General features: G+C 36.7%; 18 protein-coding genes and 1 pseudogene. 15 read left to right on the top strand and 4 right to left on the bottom strand.

Translation table 11 applies throughout. The annotated features are described in order from the left end of the window. Positions 1-116 precede the first annotated feature (116 nt). A complete protein-coding gene (locus tag ACSVC9_RS08520) occupies positions 117-623 on the bottom strand; it encodes an EFR1 family ferrodoxin (protein WP_446897068.1) in 507 nt (168 codons plus the stop codon). Positions 624-1,034: 411 nt separating this feature from the next. Between ACSVC9_RS08520 and ACSVC9_RS08515 the strand changes: the two genes are divergently transcribed. The 4 genes and pseudogenes from ACSVC9_RS08515 to ACSVC9_RS08500 form a co-directional block, all read left to right on the top strand. Continuing rightward, on the top strand, positions 1,035-1,346 hold the full coding sequence (locus tag ACSVC9_RS08515) for a TetR/AcrR family transcriptional regulator (RefSeq protein WP_446897067.1): 312 nt from the start codon (positions 1,035-1,037) through the stop codon (positions 1,344-1,346). Between the two features lie 623 nt (positions 1,347-1,969). Beyond that, complete coding sequence (locus ACSVC9_RS08510; protein ID WP_446897066.1) at positions 1,970-4,459, top strand: MMPL family transporter; 2,490 nt, start codon at positions 1,970-1,972, stop codon at positions 4,457-4,459. Continuing rightward, on the top strand, positions 4,449-8,006 hold the full coding sequence (locus ACSVC9_RS08505) for a GLUG motif-containing protein (RefSeq protein ID WP_446897065.1): 3,558 nt from the start codon (positions 4,449-4,451) through the stop codon (positions 8,004-8,006). Before ACSVC9_RS08510 ends, ACSVC9_RS08505 begins: the two co-directional genes overlap by 11 nt. Before the next feature lie 39 nt (positions 8,007-8,045). After that, a pseudogene (locus ACSVC9_RS08500) lies at positions 8,046-8,426 on the top strand (efflux RND transporter permease subunit); the annotation flags it as partial. Positions 8,427-8,508: 82 nt separating this feature from the next. Here the strand turns inward: ACSVC9_RS08500 and ACSVC9_RS08495 are convergent. Next, on the bottom strand, positions 8,509-8,955 hold the full coding sequence (locus ACSVC9_RS08495; RefSeq protein WP_446897064.1) for a MarR family winged helix-turn-helix transcriptional regulator: 447 nt from the start codon (positions 8,953-8,955) through the stop codon (positions 8,509-8,511). A gap of 78 nt (positions 8,956-9,033) precedes the next feature. After that, complete coding sequence (locus ACSVC9_RS08490) at positions 9,034-9,318, bottom strand: DMT family transporter (RefSeq protein WP_446897063.1); 285 nt, start codon at positions 9,316-9,318, stop codon at positions 9,034-9,036. A gap of 229 nt (positions 9,319-9,547) precedes the next feature. Here ACSVC9_RS08490 and ACSVC9_RS08485 point away from each other — a divergent pair, with 229 nt between their 5' ends. From ACSVC9_RS08485 to ACSVC9_RS08465, 5 genes are all read left to right on the top strand, one after another. Then, positions 9,548-10,006, top strand: coding sequence for a MarR family winged helix-turn-helix transcriptional regulator (locus ACSVC9_RS08485; RefSeq protein WP_446897062.1), 459 nt, complete (start codon positions 9,548-9,550; stop codon positions 10,004-10,006). Positions 10,007-10,008: 2 nt separating this feature from the next. Then, positions 10,009-11,388, top strand: coding sequence for an MATE family efflux transporter (locus tag ACSVC9_RS08480; protein ID WP_446897061.1), 1,380 nt, complete (start codon positions 10,009-10,011; stop codon positions 11,386-11,388). A gap of 288 nt (positions 11,389-11,676) precedes the next feature. Beyond that, positions 11,677-12,042 (top strand): RidA family protein, encoded by a 366-nt coding sequence (locus ACSVC9_RS08475; protein ID WP_446897060.1) that lies wholly within the window; start codon positions 11,677-11,679, stop codon positions 12,040-12,042. 30 nt (positions 12,043-12,072) lie between these two features. After that, positions 12,073-12,612 (top strand): cysteine hydrolase family protein, encoded by a 540-nt coding sequence (locus tag ACSVC9_RS08470; protein ID WP_446897059.1) that lies wholly within the window; start codon positions 12,073-12,075, stop codon positions 12,610-12,612. A 46-nt stretch (positions 12,613-12,658) separates the two neighbouring features. Continuing rightward, a complete protein-coding gene (locus ACSVC9_RS08465) occupies positions 12,659-13,093 on the top strand; it encodes a GNAT family N-acetyltransferase (RefSeq protein WP_446897058.1) in 435 nt (144 codons plus the stop codon). 51 nt (positions 13,094-13,144) lie between these two features. Here the strand turns inward: ACSVC9_RS08465 and ACSVC9_RS08460 are convergent, their stop codons facing one another. Then, the gene (locus tag ACSVC9_RS08460; RefSeq protein WP_446897057.1) at positions 13,145-13,588 is read right to left on the bottom strand and encodes a MerR family transcriptional regulator; all 444 of its coding nucleotides are present in this window, start codon (positions 13,586-13,588) and stop codon (positions 13,145-13,147) included. Positions 13,589-13,813: 225 nt separating this feature from the next. On the opposite strand from ACSVC9_RS08460, the gene ACSVC9_RS08455 reads away from it, so the two are divergent. The 6 genes from ACSVC9_RS08455 to ACSVC9_RS08430 all read left to right on the top strand — a co-directional run bounded on the left by ACSVC9_RS08455 (position 13,814) and on the right by ACSVC9_RS08430 (position 16,958). Beyond that, a complete protein-coding gene (locus tag ACSVC9_RS08455; RefSeq protein WP_446897056.1) occupies positions 13,814-14,230 on the top strand; it encodes a cupin domain-containing protein in 417 nt (138 codons plus the stop codon). Positions 14,231-14,235: 5 nt separating this feature from the next. After that, complete coding sequence (locus tag ACSVC9_RS08450) at positions 14,236-14,709, top strand: flavodoxin (protein WP_446897055.1); 474 nt, start codon at positions 14,236-14,238, stop codon at positions 14,707-14,709. Between the two features lie 647 nt (positions 14,710-15,356). Continuing rightward, positions 15,357-15,611, top strand: a complete 255-nt coding sequence (locus ACSVC9_RS08445; RefSeq protein WP_446897054.1) for an aldo/keto reductase — start codon at positions 15,357-15,359, stop codon at positions 15,609-15,611. Next, positions 15,581-15,754, top strand: coding sequence for an aldo/keto reductase (locus tag ACSVC9_RS08440; RefSeq protein WP_446897053.1), 174 nt, complete (start codon positions 15,581-15,583; stop codon positions 15,752-15,754). Before ACSVC9_RS08445 ends, ACSVC9_RS08440 begins: the two co-directional genes overlap by 31 nt. Positions 15,755-15,862: 108 nt before the next feature. Next, positions 15,863-16,078, top strand: a complete 216-nt coding sequence (locus tag ACSVC9_RS08435; RefSeq protein WP_446897052.1) for a hypothetical protein — start codon at positions 15,863-15,865, stop codon at positions 16,076-16,078. A gap of 13 nt (positions 16,079-16,091) precedes the next feature. Then, positions 16,092-16,958: a DUF362 domain-containing protein gene (locus tag ACSVC9_RS08430; RefSeq protein WP_446897051.1), complete on the top strand. Its 867-nt coding sequence runs from the start codon at positions 16,092-16,094 to the stop codon at positions 16,956-16,958. The last annotated feature ends 43 nt before the right edge of the window (positions 16,959-17,001 follow it).

Genomic DNA, 17,001 nt, shown 5'->3' with positions numbered 1-17,001 from the left:
TGGCAATGGGGTAAGTGAGGTTTAATCGGTAAAGGCGGCTTTGAACAATCAAAGCCGCTGGTTCCCTTTTTGCAGGGGTTTTGAACAAAGAATACTAGGGATTGTAAAAAACAGCATTAGCCAGGAAAAATATACCGCCCGCTGTTCTGTGTAACATCGCCATATTGAATAGCTTTTACCGGACAGCGGTTGATACATGCACAGCACTGCATACACCTTTTGTGCTGCCAGGCAGGTCTGCCCTTATCCATACGAATATCGGATATGAGACAGACAGCTTCACATTTTCCACAGCCAATACATTTTCCATCAGCATGAAATTTCCTGTAAGACCGGGATAGTGGAAAAATCGGTGCAATTACAAATGATGTGAGCAAAGGCAGCGGCCCCGGAAGTATTCTCTTTTCTTTCTGTCTCCCAAGGATGCTGTCTCCGATTGTTTCCAGTTCTATCTTTGCAGCAGCTATTTTGCGGCGCTGTGAGATTTCATTTTCTATATCGAAGCCTAATAAAACATAATTGTTGGGCATCCTCACAGAATAGCAGCTATCCACGCGAATGTGCCGTTTAAGCCATGTAAAAGCAAAACCGGTTTCGCTCTCACAGGTGGCAACTGCATACACAAATGCCTTTCTGTTAACTTTGATCTGTTTTACAAAGTCCGTTACATACTTCTAACACCTCCGAATTTATTTATAACACCTCACGTGAAAGTTCATATGCCTGATGAACTGCTGTTTTTTCATTTGCTGTCCCCCTAACTCCATCTTTCTATAAATTTAATTTTGAAGGAATCGTTGATATTGAGTGGCATGATTTATTTTTGCTTCATATGCAAGCTTTTATACACTTGTCAATCTACAAGCTCTATGATAAATTTAAATACAAAGTATATTAATAATTAAATAAGGATTTTTGTCTAATTTTGGACAAAAAATTAAATCTGAAAAAGGAGACACCATTTATGAAATATGATCTTACGAAAAAAGCCACCAAAGGAGCCAGGCTAACTTTTAGATGCTTTTTTTAGTAGCATGCTTGAACTGCTTCCCAATAGATCTTTTGAAGAAATCACTGTTAATGAACTCTGCCAACAAAGCAATTATCCACGGGCTATCTTCTATAACTATTTTGACGATAAATATGATTTATTAAATTATTGCCTATATGTTCTTGCTAGACAGATTCATCTTGAAGAATATAAAAACTTGGATTCGGAAGAAAGTTTATATATATTATTTGATCGAACGTATGATTTGATTGCTGTTCGTCAAGACATGATTCAATGTATTTTGAAATTTAGCTCCGGAGAAAATTTACTGCTTAGTAATTTAGAGTCTATATGAATATTCAAATGCGAAAAATTTTCTGCCAGTGTCAATGTAAACACCATTATGAGATTGTAGCAGAACACTACTGCAATACTATCCTTCTCGTTTTAGAATGGAGCTTTTTGAAAAAGAAAAGCCGCTCCAAGATTCAGGCTCATAAATATTTGAAATATCTTTTGAAATCATTATAAAATATTGAGCTTTTTTGTTAGATAATAATTTATTGTATTTATGAAAAATTTAAAATGTGTGTATATAGACTAGGTGAAAAGATGCTTTAAAATTTAGTCAAATTTTTTATTTTTCTGTATGGTTAAACCTATTATACAGATATTAAGAATGTAGTACTAAATCAATACTAATATTATTCAAATAGATAATTTGGCTACTGAGTTACAGTGCAGAATACTATAAAAAGATACAAAATTAGTAAAGCAAGCTTTTGCAGAAGTATTTGAATCCACATTTTGCAGATTAATCTAATTTGTCTAAATATAGACACAATCTTTTATTTGATTCTTGATAAAGTTTATGCTTACTTCTATTATTAATGGGAGTAGGCTATTGTCTATAAATTTGCAAACGCATTAAAAACAATTAATTCCCTATTGATGAAAGAGGGGGATTGGAAATAAAGAATGAGACGTGAGGATATTACAATGACCAATAAGTCACAAGATAATAATATTATGAAGAAAATTTCAACATTTGTTGTGGATAAACGTCAAGGCTTTTTTCTGGTTTTTATTGTTGCCATAATCTATTGTATTATTTCAATTCCAAAAGTTTCGATCAACAATGATATCACCAGCTACCTGCCGGCTGATTCTGAAACACGCCTTGGCCTGAATGTAATGAATAAAGAATTTACTACATTTGGTACAGCCAGTGTAATGGTAGCCAATATCAGTTATGATCAGGCAGAAGAACTTAGTAAAAAAATAGAGGAAACCAAAGGGGTTTCTTCTGTTGATTTCGATAACAGCAGCAAGCATTTCAAATCGGCATCTGCCCTGTTTGACATCACATTCGACGGACAGGAAAAAGATAAAATAAGTATTAATGCCATGTCCGAGATTAGGAAAATGCTTTCAGGATATGATTTTTACGTATCGAGTACTGTAGGGGCGGATAATGCGAAAGAGTTGGCAAAAGAAATGACTTCTGTACTCATAATTACGATTATAATTGTTTTAGGAGTTTTACTGTTTACCTCCAAGACATATATGGAAATTCCTGTTTTACTAATTGTATTTATTGTCGCAGCTGTTCTTAATATGGGTACCAACTATTTGTTAGGCACAATATCTTTTATTACAAATTCCATAGCCATTGTGCTGCAATTAGCCCTTGCCATTGACTATGCCGTTGTTTTATGCCACCGTTATACCGAAGAAAGAGAAACAAGAGAACCGAGGGAGGCCACTATTGCAGCGCTGAGCAAGGGTGCCATAGAAATTGGCTCCAGCAGTCTTACGGCTATCGTAAGTTTAGCCGCTCTCATGTTTATGCGATTTCGACTGGGTTATGATATGGGAATTGTTATGATCAAGGCCATTGTATGCAGCCTTATGAGCGTTCTTCTTTTAATGCCTGGTTTACTCATGCTTTTTCATAAAGGAATTGACAAAACTGGCCACCGGACCTTTGTACCTACAATAGGTTTTATTGGAAAGCTGGCTAACAAGACAAAGTATATCGTGCCTTTGTTATTCATACCTCTTCTGATTGTGACCTTTTATCTAAGCCGTCAAACTGAATTTGCTTTTGGTCAGAAGGACATTCCGACAATTAGACAAAGCGAAACACAGATTGCCGATCAGAAAATAAAAGAAACTTTCGGGCAGCCGAATGTTCTGGCGGTGGTTGTTCCTTCTGGGGATTATGAAAAAGAAGGGGAACTGTTGAATGCTCTGAGTAAAATAAGACACGCCACATCAGTTACAGGCCTTGGAAATATAAAAGTGGGTGATTATGTGTTGACGGATAAGCTGACTCCGAGAATGTTTGCCGAACTTACGAATATGGACATTAATGACACGAGATTGCTTTATGGAGCTTATAGCCTTGAGCATGAAGAATACGGCTATTTGGTAAATGAGTTTAACAATCGAGGTGTAACACTTTATGAAATGTTCATGTATGCATATCAAAAGGTTCAGGAAGGCTATGTAACGCTGCCTTCCGATACAATAGAAAATTTAGATGAAATCCATAAGCAGCTTGTAATGGCAACAAAACAGCTGCAGGGGAAAAATTATTCTCGAATGGTTATTAAACTGGATCTGCCGGAAGACAGTAAGGAAACCTTTAAGTATCTGCCGACCATACGGAAGGTGGTATCGGAATTTTACAAGGAAAATACTTTCCTTGTAGGAGAGTCAATTAATAATCATGATCTAGCGACTTCATTTGAAGTTGACGATATAGTTATATCTGTATTGACTTTACTGTTTGTTGTTTTTGTATTGCTGTTTACATTCAAGTCTGCGGGATTACCAGTACTTTTGGTAACTACAATTCAAGGGAGCATCTGGATTAATTTTGCAATTCAGGCGTTATCACATAACCGTGTTCACTTTATAAGCTACCTGATTGTTTCAGCGATTCAGATGGGGGCGACCATCAACTATGCTATTTTTATAACAAACAGATATCTTGTGGCAAAGAAGAGTATGCCGATTTCAGAAGCAATCGGTGAGGCAGTCAATGGAGCTTTTTCGACGATTATGACGTCTGGCTCCATTCTCTCATCAACTGGAATTCTGATAGGTTTTCTCAGCTCGGATCCTGTCATCTCCGCCATAGGCATCTGCCTCGGGAGAGGAACAATCATCTCAATTTTTCTTGTTTTATTTGTTCTGCCTCAGATACTGCTCCTCGGCGATATCATTATCGAAAAAACAAGATTCACACTACAGGCGGATACTTACCAAAAAGTTCAAAGCGGCAATGTACACATGGACGGACATATTAGAGGCTATGTTTCAGGTATGATAAATGCCGACATCAAGGGAAACTTGAAAGGGAAAATTGATGCGGTGATTGACAGCCAAAATACATCAATAGAGCGTATTGATGAAACCGAAAGCACAGTACATGGGGAGGAAAAGCAGGATGAAACTTAACAAAAGAATCTCAGCTTTACTGATAATTATTGCAATATTTATCAATATTGATAATATTCCTGCAATGGCAGCTCAGAATGGAAAAATCATTTATATAAATTCCGTGCAGGATCTTGTCAAACTCGATAAGTCCTGTTCTTTGGATACCTATTCGCAGGGGAAAATAGTGTATCTGAAGCGTGACCTGGATGTTTCCAATAGTAAATTTGCTGCCATTCCGACATTTGGGGGAATCTTCAATGGTGGCGGGCATACGATCAGCGGATTGAAAATTACAAAGGCAGGCTCTGTACAGGGCATATTCCGATATATACAGAACAACGGCAAAGTTATCAATTTAAATGTATCAGGGACTATCCAGCCATCTGGAAGCAAGCAGGAATTGGGAGGGATTGCCGGAATAAATTATGGAGAAATACTGAATTGTTCTTTTTCAGGATCTATTGTGGGGAGCGAATCTGTTGGAGGCATTGCGGGAGTGAATGAAAGAGCAGGCTCAATCAAAGGCTGCCGCTCCTCTGCCAGCATTACAGCGGATCGTTACACAGGCGGTATTACAGGTAGGAATTTTGGCTCTGTTTTTTATTCCACCAATAAAGGCAAAATCAACGCGGTCTATACGCAAAAGCGTACTCCTAATACGACTGTCGATTCTAAAAACAGCAATTCTGATATTCTTCCAAAGTTGGGTGTAGGAACCGATGCTTCAAAAAATCAGACATCGGAAACCGATACAGGTGATCTGCTTAATGAGCCAGGAAGTTATATGGATGCCGGCGGGATTGCTGGGCATTCCTCCGGAATAATACAGTATTGCAAAAACTCAGGGGAAATAGGCTACCCACATGTAGGCTATAATGTAGGTGGTATTGCTGGCAGGCAAAATGGTTATCTTACAAACAGCAGCAACCAGGGAGAAATTCATGGCCGTAAAAATATAGGAGGTATTGTGGGGCAGATGGAGCCCAACCTTTCCCTTCAATATTCAGAGGATACCTTTCAAAAAATAGGGGGTCATCTGCAGAAAATATCAGGTTTGTTTGACAATCTGCTGGATGATGTGCACGGCAGCTCGAATTCCATATCGAATCAGATTACTGACACCATGGGGGATATTGACAGTGCTCTTGAAACAACGAACACCCTTGCCCATCAGACAACCGACTTGATTTCGGAAGGCAGTGAGTCCATTAATAACTCGAGCGAGAGGATAACAAACTCCCTGGCAAAATCAGAGCAGGTTTTCGAACAGCTTGAAAATGCAGCGGACAACATGTCGGTTGCTGCGAAGAATACTGCTGATGGATTTAAGGGCTTACAGGAAAGCAGCTCCGAAGCGGGAGAAGCAATGTTGGACTTATCGGATGCTTTCGGTAAATTTGAAAATGGTGCCGATAAGCTTCAGGACGCTTTGGATAGAGTCACTGAAGCCCTGGATAAACTGATAGTGGCACCAAATGAGGAGGAAAAAGAGGCCGCCTTAAAGGACCTGCAAAATGTTCTGGCCAGTGCTCGATCTGCTGCTGAAGAAATGAATTCAGCTCTTCAGAACGCGGCAGCTGCTCTGCAAAAAATACGCGAAGAAGATCCTAAAGCTTATGATGAACTCAATGAGGCACTTGCCAATTTGTCTTCCGGTACTACGAAGCTGATTACAGCTTTTTCACAGATTAGTGCCGATTTGTCCGCTGTTATTGGCAATTCATTACCCTCAATCGATCTTGATGGTTTTGCAAGTGGAATGGCTTCTGCTTTGGAATCTTTTAATGAAGCGGTTGATAATGTAACCGAAGGTTTCGAGAAAATTAGTGATGCTTTTAATGAAATGTATAAGGCAAGTAATGATCTTGGTGAAGGTCTTGGCTCTTTTAAAGATGCATCAAACAAACTGTCTTCGGCACTTGCCGATTTAAGTGATGCCTCTGCAAAAATGGAGCAAATTATTTCAGAATTGACAGAAGAGCCGATTATTCAGCTCCCAGTTCTTGACAAATCCTATTCCGATCATCTTGATCAGCTTTTTGATTCTCTTTCTGAAATAACCTCCGGCATTGAAACAATAAACAAACTTGCGGCAGGTGCAGGCAAGGCGGTAACAAATGATCTAAAAGCGATTACTGCAGAAATGAATAATATTGGTGAAGAATTAGCCAGTTCCGGTGAACAAAAAGACGATACAAATCTTTTTGAGGATGTTTCAGATGAAGAACTAGCCAACGCTAAGGAAGGGAAGGTTGCTTTCTCCGAAAACACTGGTGTTGTGAGCGGAGATGTCTCTGCAGGTGGGATAGCGGGTTCCATGTCAATATTTTATGAATTTGACCGGGAGAATGATATCCTCAACCCTCAAACTACTGGAACAAAGTCACTGAATTTCGCATACAAAACAAGAGCTGTCATTTATCAATCGCATAACAGAGGAAATGTTACGACAAAAAAGAACTGTGCCGGTGGAATTGCAGGAGAAGCAGATTTGGGAACTATATATGGCTGCCAAAATTATGGTAATATTAAAAGCACCGATGGCAATTATGCAGGAGGTATTGCTGGCAGTTCATTATCAACAATTCGCCTTAGCTATGCTCTTTCGGATATTTCCGGAAAAAGCTATGTTGGAGGAATTGCAGGCTCGGGAGAAAATATTGAAAACTGCTATGCTTTCGTGCGAATAAATAGTGACGGAGAACATCTGGGATCTATTGCAGGAGCTGGTGACGGGAACATTACTAATAACTATTTTGTTGGAAATCAGTGGAATGGGATTGACGGAATAAGTTATAATGGAAAAGTAGTTCCTCAGGAATATGGTAATTTTATAATGGCAAAAGACATGCCGACTGAATTTAAAAATCTAAAACTCCGCTTTCTGGTGGACGGCAAGGAAATAGCTGTAATTCCATTCCATTATGGGGAAGCCATTTCCACCAAGATGCTGCCTGAGATCAAACCAAAATCCGGGTATTCTGCGAAATGGCCCGATTATGATTACAGCCATTTGACATTTAATGAGACATTCCAGGCAAAGTATGATCCTCTGGTTGCCGCTATTGCCAGTAAGCAGACTCGCGGGAAACCTGCACGCCCCATTCTTCTGGCTGAATCATCTTTTGAGAAGGGAGCAGTCATTAACCTGTCGAAAGTGGAAATGAAAAATAAAATGATTTCGACAAATGACCAGAGTATTCTGGAGTCCTGGAAGGTAGCGGTTAACGGTCTGCATAACGGCAATGCAAAAGAAATCAAATTTCGATACCTTGCACCTGAAACAAGCGGCAGAATTCATATTTGGGTCAAAAAAAATTCTGGCTGGACAGAAGAAGCTTATAAAGTAGATGGCAGCTATCTAGTTTTTATGATGGAGCCACAGAGCGTGTTTGCTGTTACGATGCAGCCTAATATTTTTCTAGAATATCTGGCTGCCTGGATAGTTTTAACAAGCTTGCTCATCTTTATGGCGTCATTGTTCCTGTTGTATCGCAGGGGAAAATTGATTTCGGTGCAGACTTATTTTAAAAAATTATTTGGAAAGATAGGTAAAAGTCCTTGATATCACGAAAGCCCTAGTATTAAATTAGTATTATTCCTAATACCATTGTATGAGGTAGCATTTATTAAGTTAAATTTAGAGATAGACAAGATAACCCACTATAAAGAAGATAGAACTATAACTGTTTATAGTGATGTTAAAAGCGGATATAATTCCGTCAATTCAAATCATTTGTACAACCAGTGTTCTCGGCCCCTGTCCCTTATAGGAGTATCAATAGTGCTTCATGCTTTTGGAATGAATTTGTCGCTTGCAGCTTTTATGGGGATAATAAGCTTAATTGGAGTAATTATAAGAAATGCCATACTTCTCATTGAATATATAAATAATGCCAAAGAAGACGGATTATCAATAGATGATGCTTGTATGTATGCTGTAAGTCAAAGATTTAGGCCTATAATATTGAGTTCTACAGCTACTTTTTTTCACCAGTTAGTCATTACTTACATTATAATAAATATAAATGTAATTGTCTAAACTTGTTTAAGACCTTATGAATACATTATTTAGAAAGACTTTTTTCTAGTAAATCAGATAACAAACAAAAGTCTTCTATCATAGACTTTCTCTGTTGTTTTGAAATATTGCTAAAAGCTTCTATTTCTGCTGATTTAAGTTTCTCAAGTATACAGCTTGCATATTGGCTTCCTTTCTCCGTAAATTTAATAATTTTATTCCTACGGTCTTTAGAATTCAATTCTCGTAGAATATATCCTTTTTTCTCAAATCCAGATAATATCAACGAGACTGTTTGTTTCGGCAAACTCAATTTATCTCGAATTTCATTTTGGGTACAATGAGGAGAAGCTTTATTTATTACATATAAAACGAATAAAGATGTATCTTGAATTTCATGTTTTCTCGCCCACACACGATAAATATCATTAATTTTAAACCAGGATTGATAATAGGCATCTAATAGTTCAGTAAATTCTTTCCTTTCATTCATATTTGTACACGCTTCCTTTGATTATAAGATGATATTACTTTAATTATAAAAGAAGTTAGTGACTAACACCACTAAAATTTAATCCAAAAAAAGTATAGATACTATTTTAAGCAAACTTATACTTTCTTTAAAAATAAGAATTCCTGTTAACGATATAATAGTAATTCCTGCGGCACCCCATATAGCGTATGCTGCACTAATAGGTATTTTTTTTAATGATATTGAAAAAAAGAAGAAGCATATTCCATATGTTAAAAGTGTTCCTAGTGCTGGTAGTGGTTTTGTAAATCCATCAGATATCTTCATACAAGTAGTTCCTAAGGTCTCAAATGTAATAGCAAGAATTAAATAAATCCATTCCATTATAAAGTCTCCTTTAAATAATATTAGTCCAGTATTGGACTAATATTTATTATACTAGAGCATTATTGTTTAATCAATATTTTTTTTGTTAACATCAAGATCAAATAAAACTCTAGGCTAAATTTTGCTTTTGATTCATTATTCTTTAAGTTGACAACTGAAAAATAGAGGTATACAATAAGTTAGTATTCTTAAGATTAGAATTCTAACTATATGAAAGGTGATTTGTATGACATACGAAGAGCTGCAAGAGATACATGAACTGTTGTTTAAAACCATGGGTTTGATCCATGAAAAATTCCTCCGCCAGTTTCCAAAAGAAAGCCGTCAGTACCAAGGAATTAAAAAAAATCACATCATGATCATAGGCTTTCTCTATCAGAATCATGTCCTTACTGCAACTCAAATTGCAAAAATGCTTAACATGGAGAAGGGTAGCTTAACTACTCTGATTGATCAATTGGAAAAGTTCGGTCTGGTTATTCGCTGTGAGGATACTAACGATCGTCGGAAAACCTTGATATCTCTTACAGATGCCGGAAAATCAGAGATAGAAGATATAATTAAAAACTCCATTCAGTGTATAGACAAGATTTTAAGTAATGCAAAGACTGAGGAGCTAATGGAATTTGTTGATAGTCTTAAATATGTTGTCGAGTTTATGGAAAAAATTAAGAAGGTGAATTAAAAATGGATAGTATAACCGAGCTTAGAAATGGAAAAATTAGCAGGCTATTATGGAAATTTTCCTGGCCAGCTGTTATCGCCATGCTGTTAAACTCTGTATATAATATTATTGACCGTATATTTGTAGGCCGTGGGGTAGGTCCGATTGCTATTGCAGCCATAACCGTGGCATTTCCAATTATGCTTATTCTTCTGGCAGTGTCTGTTCTAATTGGTGTTGGAGCTACATCACTTATCTCCATTCGTCTGGGAGAAAAAAAACCGAAAGAAGCTGAAAAAATTGCTGGAAATGCTCTGCTGCTGTTAATATTGTTGCCAATATGTATAAGCATTATTTATTTTCTTTTTACTGATCCTATTCTAGGCTTCTTTGGGGCCAGTGCTAAAATTTTACCTTATGCCAAAGATTTTACCCACATTATAATGCTGGCTTCGGCCTTGAGTTCTATAAGTATGGGAATGGTCAATTTTATCAGAGCTGAAGGTAATCCTAAGATGGCCATGTATACCCAGGTAATCGGAACTGTAATCAATATAGTTTTGAATTATATTTTTGTAATAAAATTAGGCATTGGAATTAAGGGATCTGCATTGGCAACTGTCTGCGGTCAGATATTTTCATCTATCTGGGTTTTAAGTTATTTCCTTTGGGGACCTAGTTTGCTGAAAATACGACTTAAGAATCTCAGATTGGAGAAAAATATAGTCATTGGTATTGTATCCATTGGCTTTGCACCTTTTTCAATGCAATTGGCCAATAGTCTGCAAAATACCATTTTGAATAAAGCACTAATGACCTATGGCGGAGATATGGCATTATCGGCCATGGGTATTGTTGGAAGCATAGCTACTTTGATGTTTATGCCTATTCTTGGTGTCAGTCAAGGTGCCCAACCAATTATCGGTTTTAACTATGGTGCCCAGCAGTTCAATAGAGTAAAAGAAGCTCTGAAAAAGGCGGTAATTGTTGCTACGATCATAGCAGTAGTAAGTACTGTAGTGGTGCATTTATGGCCAATTCAAATTGCCAACATGTTTAACAATAATAATATAGAATTGACCAGACTTACAGCTCATGCAATGTCAACCTTTTTTTTGATGTTTTTTGTAGCCGGTTTTCAAATTGTCTGTTCCCAATACTTTCAGGCGGTCAACAAGCCAATTCAATCCACGATTTTGGGATTATCTAGGCAATTGCTGTTATTAGTTCCTCTATTGTTGATATTGCCGCGATTTTGGGGTATTGAAGGTGTATGGAGAACCCCACCAATAGCTGATATTTTGTCTGCTTTCATAACCGGAGTTTTTATCTCTATGGAAATGAAGCGCATAGACAAAGAAAAGATGAATAAAAATCTTAATCTTGAAAAGGCTTGTCCTTAGAAAACAAGTATTCTTGAATATAACAATTCCCTTATAAAGAAATATAAACGTAAAGCCATATACTGGATATTAGTTTCAGTATATGGCTTTAGCTAATGTCTAACATATTTCACGTTAGTGCAAAACTTCAGAAAATCAACAAAATGAATAAATGATGATATAATAAGTAAAAGGGAAACAGGATCATTTTACAGAAATTGAAGAGAAATAGTAATTTGTCGAGCGATTTTTAACTGCGGATTATTTATATAATCTTACTGACAGATAAATCGAAATATGATGGAAGGAATGGATAACATAAAAAGAACCGAAATAAGTGAGGAATGGGCGCATGCCGGTATTGTGGAGGCGGGAGGTTTCATTTTTATCAGTTATTGCATGAAAAACGAGGGATACTCCATTGAGGACCAGATCAACGGGGCATTTGACGTCCTAGGCGATAGGCTAAACTCGGTTGGGCTCACATTGGAAGCTGTCGTCAAAATGGACTGCCTTTTTAAGGACATCTCAGATTTGTCCTATCTTGCAGATATAATTAAGACTCGATTCCATGGAAATTATCCAGCTCGAAAAGCATATGAAATAACCTTTATTCGTGAAGGAATCTCTTTCCAAATTGATGCAATTGCATTCCGAGGAGATTGTACCAATTAAACAAATTCCAATTTTGAAAAGGAGATTAAAATGGTTTTATTAGTAGTTGATACGCAAAAGTTGATAACAAATGAAAAATTATATGAGTTTAATATGTTTGTATCTAATGTTAAAGAAATAATATGTAGGGCTAGGGCAAATAATATAGAAGTAATATATGTACGTCATGATGATGGAATAGGAAATGAATTGGCAAAAGGAAATGATGGCTTTGAAATATATGAGGAGTTTGAACCGATGAATGATGAAAAAATATTTGATAAGAAGGCTAATAGTGCTTTTAGAGGGACAGGATTATTAGAATATTTAATAGATAGGGGAGAAAAAGATATAATTATTGTAGGGCTTCAAACAGATTATTGTATTGATGCTACTATAAAAAGTGGATTTGAATATGGATTTAATGTTATAGTTCCAGCACATGCAAATACAACTGTTAATAATAAATTTATGTCATCAGAACAAAGCTATCAGTATTACAATGAATTTATGTGGAATGGCAGATATGCAGAATGTATTTCATTGGATGAAATAACTAAAAAAATGGAACAGCTAAATTTTAATTTGTAATTTGAATATAAAAAATGTAAAGTAGTAATTTGACGGAGGCAAATATATGGAATTAGTTGTGAAACGATTTGAAGAATTATCCCTTGAGGAATTATATAAAATATTGCAAATCAGAGTTGCGGTATTTGTTGTGGAACAGAATTGTGCATATCAGGAAATGGATGATAAAGACCGATATTCTTACCATGTGTTTTTAAAAGATAATACAGGTATTAAGGCTTATTTAAGAGTAATTGACAAGGGAGTGTCTTTTGAAGAGGTGTCCATCGGAAGAGTGTTGACAGTAAAAAGAGGATGTGGATTAGGAAATAAAATTCTTTTGGAAGGAATAAAGGTTGCAAAGCAGAGGATGAATGCAGGAAAAATAAAAATAGAGGCTCAATCTTATGCAAAAGGATTTTATGAAAAAACAGGATTTAAGCAAATGTCAGAAGAGTTTTTAGAAGATGGAATTCCACATATCAAGATGGTTTTAGGGTAAATACCTGTAAGATAAATTTCAAATGCATATAATTAGCAGAGGGACAACAGATTACTCTGATATCCTTTTTTTTGCGTCTTTATTCAGAAATTTCATAGCCAGTTCTTCACGTAATCCAGGAACATTGGTTGTCTCATTTTCTTTTGCTATTCTGTAAAACTCACATTTATAATTGATTCGGTCAAGTGAATTTTGTAGGAGAGCAATCTGTTTCTCAGTTTTTTCTTTTTGATGAATGAATAGATCATATCGCTGTTCAATTGTTGAATCTCCTTTTTCACACCATTCAAAGAATTGTTTGATATCCTTAAGTGGCATACCTGTATTTTTTAAACATTCTATCATTTTCAGACATTCAACGTCTGTATCGTCAAATATCCTCATATTTCCAGGAGTTCTATTCACAAGAGGAAGCAGTCCTTCCTTGTCGTAGTAACGCAGAGTTGATATGGATATATTTAGCATTTCTGATATTTCTCCAATGGAATAAGTCATAAAGCACCTCCAAAAAATTTACAACAAAGTATTGACCTAAAGTTAGGTTTAGGTATTAGAATATATTTATCATAGTATATAAAATAAGTTTATGCAAGTCTAAAATGCAAGAGGGACTGTGAGTGGTTTGTTTATGTGTGATCCATGTCCACTGTCACATGAGGCTTGCGTGAAGATATACGACAGAGCATGCAGATAAAAATTAAATATGAGGAGAAAAAATTTATGGATAGAAAAGAACTGGAGAAGGTATCTGATTTTTTGCTCGGTGAAGAAAATACAGCTTATGCACAATACTTTATTGGAAAAAGTTACTTAAGTCTTTTGAATAACAAGGGAGTAACCATTTGCAACGTTACATTTGAACCAGGATGTCGTAATAACTGGCATATTCATCATGGCAGCGGACAGATATTAATCTGTGTAGGTGGTCATGGATGGTATCAGGAGATGGGTAAAAATCCGCAGCTTTTAAAGAATGGAGATGTGGTATATATTGCTCCAGAAATTAAACACTGGCATGGTGCTGTAAAAGACGAGGCTTTTGCACATCTAGCTTTATCTGTTCCAGCGGAAGGTAGTAGTTCCAATGAGTGGTGTGAACCAGTAACGGATGAAGAATATAAAAAATGGAAGGACTAAATATTATGGATAAAAAGTTGATTGTGTATTATTCATATACAAATAATACGAAGAAGGTTGCAGAAAAGATCCAGAAGGCTACTGGTTTAGATATCTGTGAGATTGAAACAGTAAAGCCTTATACAGGGGATTACAATTCAGTAATAGACCGGGGGAAACAGGAAGTAGACAGTGGATATAAACCAGCCATCAAGCCGCTTTCTGCAAATCTGGAAGATTATGATACGATTATCTTGGGTATCCCGGTGTGGTGGTATACATATGCACCGGCAGTTGCAACATTTTTATCCGAATATGATTTGTCGGACAAGACGATAATTCCATTTGTAACCAATGGGGGATGGATTGGACATACAATAAAGGATATCGAAAAGGTTTGTAAGAATACCGTCGTCACAAATGCCATTGATATTAGATTTGATACAGATAAAATGGAAATGCCTGAATCCAATCTTGAGAAATGGATTGCTTGTTTATAAGAGTTTGTTTAAAAGTGAATATAATTATATTATTAGTTGAGCAATTATATTAGAGAATAGGAATGAAAGAGTTTATTTTAAAAGGTTATGAATATGTCTATTATTTTTGGAATATTGCCAATGGAATAAGTCATAAATTACCTCCAATGAATTTTAATTTAGTATTGACCTAAAGTTAGGTCGTTGATGAAGCAATGCTTCCAAAAGCTGATTATGTGGGCTGCGTCAGCGGTAGTAAGACAGACAAATCGGCAGTATTTCCTTACAGTGTTGGAAGTGGGGGAGCACCTTTGATCGATACCGCACCATTGACCATGGAATGACATCTATGAAACAGATGGGTTTGAAAGCTTTATTTTGGAAATTTATGGAATCTATGTGGAAGAAAACCTGCTTGATGAGAATTGAAAGATTGATTATCGTAAGCTGAAACCGGTTCTATTTAAGATGCCTACATATGAATACCTTCGTACAGGAGATGTCATTGGTAAGTGTATGAGTGGAAAGGAGTAGAGTATGGATATGGATACAGTGCGATTAAATAATGGAGTAAATATGCCGCTTCTTGGTTTTGGAGTTTTTCAGATTACAGATGAGGATATATCTGTAAGAAGAGTGTGATGCATGCCTTAAAGACTGGTTATCGTTTGATTGATACTGCTGCCGTTTGCTATGGCAATGAGCGTGCAGTGGGAAAAGCCATAAAGGAAAGCGGGACACCGAGAGAAGATATATTTCTGACATCGAAAGTATGGATTCAGGATGCTGGTTATGAAAAGACAAGGGAATCTTTTGCAAAGACACTTCAAAATCTGCAAACAGAATATCTTGATCTGTATCTTATCCATATTATTATGGTTCATGGAGAGCAATGGAGGAGTTGTATAAGGAAGGAAAAATAAAAGCGATTGGAGTATGTAATTTCTTACAAGATCGGTTGGTGGACTTGATATTGAATAATTCTGTTGTCCCAGTAGTGGACCAGATAGAACTGCATCCGTCCTGCCAGCAGAAGAAGCTTCGTAAGGCCATGGAGAAAATATGATATTAAGGCACAATGGCGTGGGCTCCGTTTGCAGATGGTAATCGAAGAATTTTTCAAAATAAGGAGCTGTCTGAAATAGGAAATATGTATAATAAGACACCGGCATAGGTGATTTTACGCTGGCTCAGACAAAGTAATATCATTGCTATTCCAAAATCTGTTCATGAAGAGAGGATAGAGCAGAATTTTGATATAGATGACTTTAACATTATATCACAAGACATGCAATGGGTGGAAAGCATAGATTTGGAAAAAAGTTTAATACTGGTTATTGTAAGCCTGGAGGAAGTGTATAGGCTTTATAATATCCGTTTTGAACAATAAGAAGGAGGTTTTTATGGAAAAATCAAAGGTTTATTTTACGACAGAGATTGCACCGGAGTCTTTACAGAGGATTTATCATGCAATGGGTGTAAAACTGAAAGGAAAGGTTGCCGTCAAGATATCTAGTGGGGAACCAGGTGGACATAATTTCCTGCAGCCGTCCCTGATTAAGAATCTTGTGCAGGAACTAGAGGGTACAATTGTAGAGTGCAACACAGCCTATGAAGGTAGGCGAAATACTACAGAGGAGCATTGGAAGGCTATCCATGAACATGGATTTCCTGAAATAGCCCCCTGTGATATCATGGATGAGGATGGTGAAATTTCCATTCCTGTCATCAATGGAACTCATCTGAGGGAAAACTTCGTTGGTTCTCATTTACAAAGCTATGATTCCATGTTGATGCTATCTCATTTTAAAGGACATCTTATGGGAGGCTTTGGTGGAGCTCTTAAGAATATGTCCATTGGGGTGGCATCCTCTCATGGAAAGGCAAATATCCATGGTGTTGGTAAGTTGGAGAAAATATGGACAGCTGATCATGATTCCTTTTTAGAGAGTATGGCAGATGCGGATAAGTCAGTAGTTGAATATATGGGCAGTGAGAATATCGTATACATCAATGTAGCCAACAGATTGTCTGTTGACCGTGACTGTGACAGTCATCCACACGAGCCGGAGATGGCGGATATTGGTATCTTTGCATCAACAGACCCGGTAGCCATTGATCAGGCCTGCTACGATGCTATTGTTAATTCACCGGATCCGGGTAAAGCTGCGCTCATTGAACGAATGAATTCCAGAAACGCAATTCATACGGTCGAAACAGCTGCTGCACATGGTATCGGTGTAAGAAAGTATGAGATTATAAATATCTAAATTCATTATAGTACTATTCGAAAAAGTTCTATATTAGCCACAG

The organism is Clostridium sp. LBM24168, assembly GCF_052953915.1.
Note: the sequence above shows the minus strand (reverse complement) of the source record. Positions and strands in the feature narration are given on the sequence as shown.